The organism is Mesorhizobium sp. M4A.F.Ca.ET.050.02.1.1 (assembly GCF_003997725.1).
Lineage (GTDB): Bacteria > Pseudomonadota > Alphaproteobacteria > Rhizobiales > Rhizobiaceae > Mesorhizobium.
In genome coordinates this window covers 1-6,766 of the sequence record NZ_RZSG01000294.1, presented here as the reverse complement: position 1 = coordinate 6,766, position 6,766 = coordinate 1, and the positions used below count along the sequence as shown (strand labels likewise).

Genomic DNA, 6,766 nt, shown 5'->3' with positions numbered 1-6,766 from the left:
TGGACAGTCTGTTCTCCACCCATCCCAACACCGACAACCGCATCGCCGCCCTGCAGGAGATGGCGCGCGAGATGGGCGGCCGCGCAGCGCAGGCGCCACGCCAGGCGCCGACATCCGATCCGGCTGACGACGAGCGGACGCCAGGTCCATGGGACCAGGCCGCGCGGCCACAGCAGCCGGCGCAACCCGCCAGGCCTAGGCCCAATCCTTGGGGCCGCAACCCGACCGGGCCCAAGGGTCCGTGGTCGTGAGCGGCGCCAAACGCCGGCAGCGCACCCCAGGCGATCGTGACGACAGGACCGAGGCGGTCGCTGGCCTCGCCGCGCGCAAAGCGGCGGCGCGCTTGCTTGCCGCGGTCATCGACGCGCGCACGCCGCTCGACGGTCTGACCGACCACGACAACGGCCACCCGCAATACCGGGCGCTCGACATGCGCGACCGGGCGCTGGTGCGCGCCATACTGGTCACCGCGCTGCGCCACCGCATGACGATCGCCGGACTTCTTTCCCGCCGGCTGGAAAAGCCGCTGCCGCAGAACGCCACCGCGCTGTCGCACATTTTGCATGTGGCGGCGGCGCAGATCCTGTTCCTCGACATTCCCGACAGCGCCGCCGTCGACCTTGCCGTCACCCACGCCAAGTCCGATCCGCGCACGCTGCGCTTTTCCGGCCTCATCAACGGCGTGCTGCGCACGCTGGCGCGGGCCAAGGACGCCGAACTCGCCCCCGCGCTGATCGCCACCGAGGAAGCGCCGGCATGGTTTTCCGGCCGGCTGAGGGCGGCCTACGGCGTGGACAAAGCGAAAGAAATCCTTGCCGCCCATCGCCACGAGGCGCCGGTCGATTTTTCGGTCAAGTCCGATCCGGCGCTCTGGACCGAGCGGCTCGGCGGCATCGTCCTGCCGACCGGCACGATACGGGTGGAAAGGCTCAGTGCCTCCGTACCCGAACTTCCCGGCTTCGCCGAGGGGGCGTGGTGGGTACAGGACGCCGCCGCCGCCCTGCCGGCCCGCCTGTTCGGCGACATCAAGGGTCTGCGCGTCGCCGACCTCTGCGCCGCCCCCGGCGGCAAGACGGCGCAGCTCATCCTTGCCGGCGCGCGCGTCACCGCCGTCGACACCTCGAAGAACCGGCTGACGCGGCTGGCGCAAAATCTCGAGCGCCTCGGCCTGACCGCTGAGCTCGTGCAGACGGACCTGCTCGACTACCGGCCGGCTGAGCTGTTCGATGCCGTTCTTCTCGACGCGCCCTGCTCCTCGACCGGCACGGTGCGGCGGCATCCCGACGTGCCGTGGACCAAGACGATGGCCGATGTCGAAAAGCTCGCCGCGCTGCAGCGCAAGCTGCTCGCCCGTGCCGTCGGCCTGACCAGGCCCGGCGGGCGCATCGTCTTTTCCAACTGCTCGCTCGACCCGCTCGAAGGCGAGGAGCTTTACCGCGCCTTCCTCGCCGAGACAGCCGATGTCGTCGACGATCCGGTCCGCCGCGGCGAGATCGCCGGCATCGATCCGTTCCTGACGGCCGAGGGCACGTTGCGCACCACGCCGGCCGATCTGCCGCACGAATCGCCCGGACTGTCCGGCCTCGATGGCTTCTTCGCCGCCCGCATGCGCCGCGCCGGTTAACGCATCTCGCCAAAGCGCGCATCGCCTGAATCCGTTTCGACACGACGCGCTTTGGCGCTTGTTTTCGTAAAACTTGCCGACTTTTTTAGGGAGGATCGCGTCCCGATTGGGTTCACTCGGTCACCCGCGCGAAATCCGCCTTCGCATAAGTTCTTGAATCATATAAGCTTGTGCCTGGGTCGGGACGATCAGGAGGGGTTTTGGCAATCGCTGCCGGCAGCACGACGCGGCTATGGACGCTTGTTGCGAAGGAGTTCTGGCGTAAGACCCGCCGGCGTTTGCGCGCCGGCCCGGTCTATCGCTGGCGCTATTCCGGCCGCACGCCCGAACGCGTCCTGATCGCCCCGCCGGATCTCAGACTCGCAGACCCGCAGATCGCGCTCGAAATCTACTATGGCCGCTATCCGCTGTCGGGACATCTGGTCGAGACCGGCGGCAAATCGCCCTTCCAGATCGACGTGCCCAATCGCGGTTGGCAAAAGACGCTGCACGGCTTTCGCTGGCTGCGCCATATGCGTGCCGCCGGCACCGAGCTTGCCGCCGCCAATGCCCGCGCGCTGGTTTCCGACTGGATCGCCATCCATGGCAACCAGATTTCCGGCATCGCCTGGGAGCCCGGCACCACCGCCAAGCGCGTGATCGCCTGGCTGCAGCATTCCTCCGTCGTGCTCCAGGGGGCCGAATTTCCTTTCTACCGTGCCTTTCTCAAATCGCTTGCCGTGCAGATCCGTTATCTCCGCTCGATGGCGCGAGCGATGCCCGACGGCAAGGACAGGTTGCGCGCCCGTATCGCGCTCGCCTTCGCCGCTCTGTCGCTGCCAGCACCGGCATCGGCATTGCGCGGTGCCACCCGCAATCTCGCCGAGGAGCTTGACCGCCAGATCCTTCCCGACGGCGGCCACATCTCGCGCAACCCGATGACGGTTCTGGAGCTGCTCGCTGACCTGCTGCCGCTGCGCCAGACCTATGCCAACCAGGCCGAGACGCCGCCTACGGCTTTGATGGGCGCCATCGACCGCATGCTGCCGGCGCTGCGCTTCTTCCGCCATCAGGACGGCAGCCTCGCCCGCTTCAACGGCATGGGGGCGACCATCCACGACCGCATCGCCACCATCCTGCGCCATGACGACACCGTCGGCGCGCCGCGGCTGCACGCGCCGCATTCCGGCTATGAGCGCCTGTCGATGGGCGGCGTCACCGTCATCGCCGACACCGGCCTGCCGCCGCCCGTCGACGTGTCCAACGCCGCGCACGCCGGCTGCCTCGCCTTCGAGATGTCCTCCGGCCGCCAGCACTACATCGTCAATGCCGGCATCGACACCTATGGCGCCGCCGAGTTCCGGCCGCTGGCCCGCGCCACCGCCGCGCATTCGACCGCCACCGTCAACGACACGTCCTCGGCGCGTTTCAGCCATTCGCTGCGCGTCAATGACCTGCTCGGCTCGCCCTTGATCGGCGGTCCGCAGCATGTGCCCTGCAAGCGGACTGACCTGAAGGGCAGCCAGGGCTTCCTTGCCCGCCATGACGGCTATGTCCAGCGCTTCGGGTTCCTGCACGAGCGCGAAATGAAACTGTCGAGCAACGGCAATGTGCTGACGGGCCGGGACCGCTTCCAGCGCCCCGGCGGGGCCGCGATCCGCAACAATGGCCGCGACTTCGTCGCCGTGCGCTTCCACGTCCACCCCGACATCAACCTGCTGCAGGACGAGCATGACCGCCTGGTGCTCGCCGCTGACCAGGGCGATACCTGGGTGTTCACATGCGCTGGCATCGTGCCCGAGGTGGAGGAGTCGATCTATTTCGCCGGGCTCGGCGGGCCGCGCCGCAGCCGGCAGATCGTGCTTGCCTTCAAGGCCTCGGAGATATCGGAGGTCCACTGGCAGCTGACCAGGACGACCATCGCCGGCTATCCGGAAAACAACTGACGGCGCGCAACAGCGTGTGATGCCAGCCGCACGGCGCTTGATTTCCTGATCTCATGTGCTACGGCGCGGGCTTCTTCCAATCCAGCCTTGAAAGGCCGCCAGCCCATGGCCGTCGCCGCCAAGAACATTCCCGCGCCCGACCTCGTTCCCGTGCGCCGCGCGCTGCTGTCCGTCTTCGACAAGACCGGCCTGATCGACTTCGCCAAGGCGCTCGCCGCCGCCGGCGTCGAGCTGGTTTCGACCGGCGGCACGGCCAAGGCGATCGCCGACGCCGGCATGGCGGTGCGTGACGTCTCCGAACTGACCGGCTTTCCCGAGATCATGGACGGCCGCGTCAAGACGCTGCATCCCTCGGTGCATGGCGCGCTGCTCGGCGTGCGCGACGACCCTGAGCATTCGAAGGCGATGCGCGACCATCATATCGAGCCGATCGACCTCGTCGTTTCCAACCTCTATCCGTTCGAGGAGGTGCGCCGTTCCGGCGCCGGCTACGCCTCGATCGTCGAGAACATCGACATCGGCGGACCGGCGATGATCCGCGCCTCGGCCAAGAACCACGCCTATGTCGCCATCGTTACCGATCCCGAAGACTATGCGGCGGTGCTCAACGCGCTGGAGATGAATATCGGCTCGCTGTCGCTGGATTTCCGCAAGAAGCTGGCGGCCAAGGCCTTCGCCCGCACCGCCAGCTACGACGCCGCGATTTCCGGCTGGTTCGCCGAAGCGCTGGAGATCGAGCATCCGACCTGGCGCGCCTTCGGCGGCAGGCTTGATCAGGTGATGCGCTATGGCGAGAACCCGCACCAGGGCGCCGGCTTGTACCTCAATGGCGACAAGCGGCCGGGGGTCGCCACAGCGCGTCAGTTGCAGGGCAAGCAGCTCTCCTACAACAACATCAACGACACCGACGCCGCCTTCGAGCTGGTCGGCGAGTTCGATCCTGCCGCCACAGCCGCCGTCGCCATCATCAAGCACGCCAACCCCTGCGGTGTCGCCGAAGCGACCTCGCTGAAGGTGGCCTACGCCAAGGCGCTCGCCTGCGACCCGGTCTCGGCCTTCGGCGGCATCGTCGCCATGAACCGCATCCTCGACGCCGAAGCGGCGGAGGAGATCGTCAAGACCTTCACCGAGGTCATCATCGCGCCCGACGCGTCCGAGCACGCGGCAGCGATTGTCGCCGCCAAGAAGAACCTGCGCCTTTTGGTCACCGGCGGCCTGCCCGATCCGCGCGCCGCCGGTACCACGGTGAAATCGGTCTCCGGCGGACTGCTCGTCCAGGGCCGCGACAATGCGGTGGTCGACGATCTCGAACTGAAGGTGGTGACCAAGCGCGCGCCGACGCCGGCCGAGATGGCCGACCTGAAGTTCGCCTTCCGTGTCGCCAAGCACGTCAAGTCGAACGCGATCGTCTATGTCAGGGACGGCGCCACGGTCGGCATCGGCGCCGGCCAGATGAGCCGTGTCGATTCCTCGCGCATTGCCGCCCGCAAGGCACTTGATGCGGCGGAAGCCGCGGGCCTGTCGCAGCCGTTGACCAAGGGTTCGGTGGTCGCTTCGGACGCGTTCTTCCCTTTCGCCGACGGCCTGCTGTCGGCGATCGAAGCCGGCGCCACCGCCGTCATCCAGCCGGGCGGCTCGATGCGCGACGACGAAGTGATCGCCGCCGCCGACGCGCACGGCATCGCCATGGTGTTCACCGGCGTCAGGCATTTCCGGCATTAGTTTTCGGCAGAGAGACGTTTGAGAATTCGCTCCGCTGAGTCGGATGGCGTGGTTTTCGAGAACCGAAGCGGAGCGGACATTCGAGTCCGTGAGCACCGGAAGCGCAGAAAGCCGCGTCAGGCGGCCAGCGGAGTAGAATTATCGAATGTCTCTCACTCCACCGGCTGATCCGCCGGATACGGCGTCCTGATCAGGATCGCTATGCCGATGCCGAGGAACAGGATAATGACCGCCATGCCGAGCCGGGCCGAGTCGGTGGCCCAGCTGATCGTCGCCAGCAGGAACGGCGCCAGGAAGCTAGTCGCCCGGCCCGACAAGGCGTAGATGCCGAAATAGCGGCCGGATTCGGCGGCCGTGACGCTGCGCGCCATGTAGGAGCGCGACGATGCCTGCACCGGGCCGAAGGCAAGCCCGATCAACAACCCGTAGAGGATGTAGGCCTTCTCGGCCGCAGTGCCGAACAGGCCGCCGGAATCGACGGTGGAAAGCTGGATCAGGCCGAGCAGCGTGAAACCCGGGCCCGTCGAGACGATGCCGGCGGTGGCCACTGTCAGCATCACCAGCGCGATCATCACCACCGCCTTGGAACCGAGCGCGGTGTCGAGGCGGGCGGCGATCCAGCAGCCGAAAATGGCGACGACATTGAGGATGATGCCGAAGATGCCGATCTCGGTGATCGACCAGCCGAACATCGCCGCCGCGAACACGCCGCCCTGCGTCAGCAGCGCATTGACGCCGTCCTGATAGATCATGCGGGCGACGAGGAAGCGGAAGATGCCGACGCGCTTGCGCGCCTCGGCCAGGGTCGACCTCAGCTCGGACAAACCCTGGCGCACGGCCGGTCCGATCGGGATGCCTTTGGCGGCATCGGGGGTGAAGAAGAACATCGGCAGGATGAACAGGAAATACCAGCCGGCCGACATCGGCCCCGTGGCGCGGGCATCCTCGCCAAGCTTCGGATCAAGCCCGAGGATCGGGTCGAGGCCGATGATCGTCTTGCCGGTTTCGGGATTGCCGGCCATGAACAGGATGACGAAGATAAGCGCGATCATGCCGCCGAGATAGCCCAGCCCCCAGGCGATATTGGAGACGCGGCCGATCTCGCTCTTCGGCACCAGGCGCGGCATCATCGAATCATTGAAAACAGTGGAGAACTCCGCCGCCACCGAGGCCAGCGAGAACAGCAGCACGATCAGGAAGACGTTCGAGCCGGGGGCGGCAAGCCACAGCAGCGTCAGGCTGGTGATCTTGATCGTCGCGAAGAAGGCGATCCACGGCTTGCGCGGCCCGGTCTGGTCGGCGATCGAGCCCAGTATCGGCGACAGCACGGCGATGACCAGTCCGGCGGCGGCGATGCCCCAGGCCCAGGCGGCCTGGCCCATCACCGGATCGCTGACCATGCGCGCGGCGAAGTAAGGCCCGAAGATGAAGGTGGTGACGACGGTGAAGAACGGCTGCGCCGCCCAGTCGAAGAACATCCAGCCCCAGATGCCGC

General features: G+C 67.1%; 4 protein-coding genes and 1 pseudogene. 4 read left to right on the top strand and 1 reads right to left on the bottom strand.

Annotated elements, in window-relative coordinates; all coding sequences use genetic code 11:
* The 4 genes and pseudogenes from EOA33_RS19230 to purH all read left to right on the top strand — a co-directional run.
* A pseudogene (locus EOA33_RS19230) lies at nt 1-251 on the top strand (protease HtpX); the annotation flags it as partial.
* Nucleotides 248-1,624 carry an RsmB/NOP family class I SAM-dependent RNA methyltransferase gene (locus EOA33_RS19225; protein ID WP_245482375.1) on the top strand — a complete coding sequence of 459 codons (1,377 nt, stop codon included), beginning with the start codon at nt 248-250 and terminating at the stop codon, nt 1,622-1,624. The pseudogene EOA33_RS19230 and the gene EOA33_RS19225, both read left to right, overlap by 4 nt.
* Before the next feature lie 200 nt (nt 1,625-1,824).
* Entirely contained in the window at nt 1,825-3,549 is a 1,725-nt protein-coding gene (locus EOA33_RS19220) for a heparinase II/III family protein (RefSeq protein ID WP_127406296.1), read from the top strand.
* Nucleotides 3,550-3,654: 105 nt separating this feature from the next.
* The gene (gene purH / locus EOA33_RS19215; protein ID WP_126057580.1) at nt 3,655-5,271 is read left to right on the top strand and encodes a bifunctional phosphoribosylaminoimidazolecarboxamide formyltransferase/IMP cyclohydrolase; all 1,617 of its coding nucleotides are present in this window, start codon (nt 3,655-3,657) and stop codon (nt 5,269-5,271) included.
* A gap of 152 nt (nt 5,272-5,423) precedes the next feature.
* Here purH and EOA33_RS19210 read toward each other — a convergent pair.
* Nucleotides 5,424-6,766 (bottom strand): MFS transporter (locus EOA33_RS19210; protein WP_145989201.1); only part of this gene is annotated, 1,343 nt, incomplete at its 5' end.

What these genes read in the sequence shown, in the direction of transcription:
- purH (WP_126057580.1), top strand. Translation starts at nt 3,655, where the DNA reads ATGGCCGTCGCCGCCAAGAACATTCCCGCGCCCGACCTCGTTCCCGTG.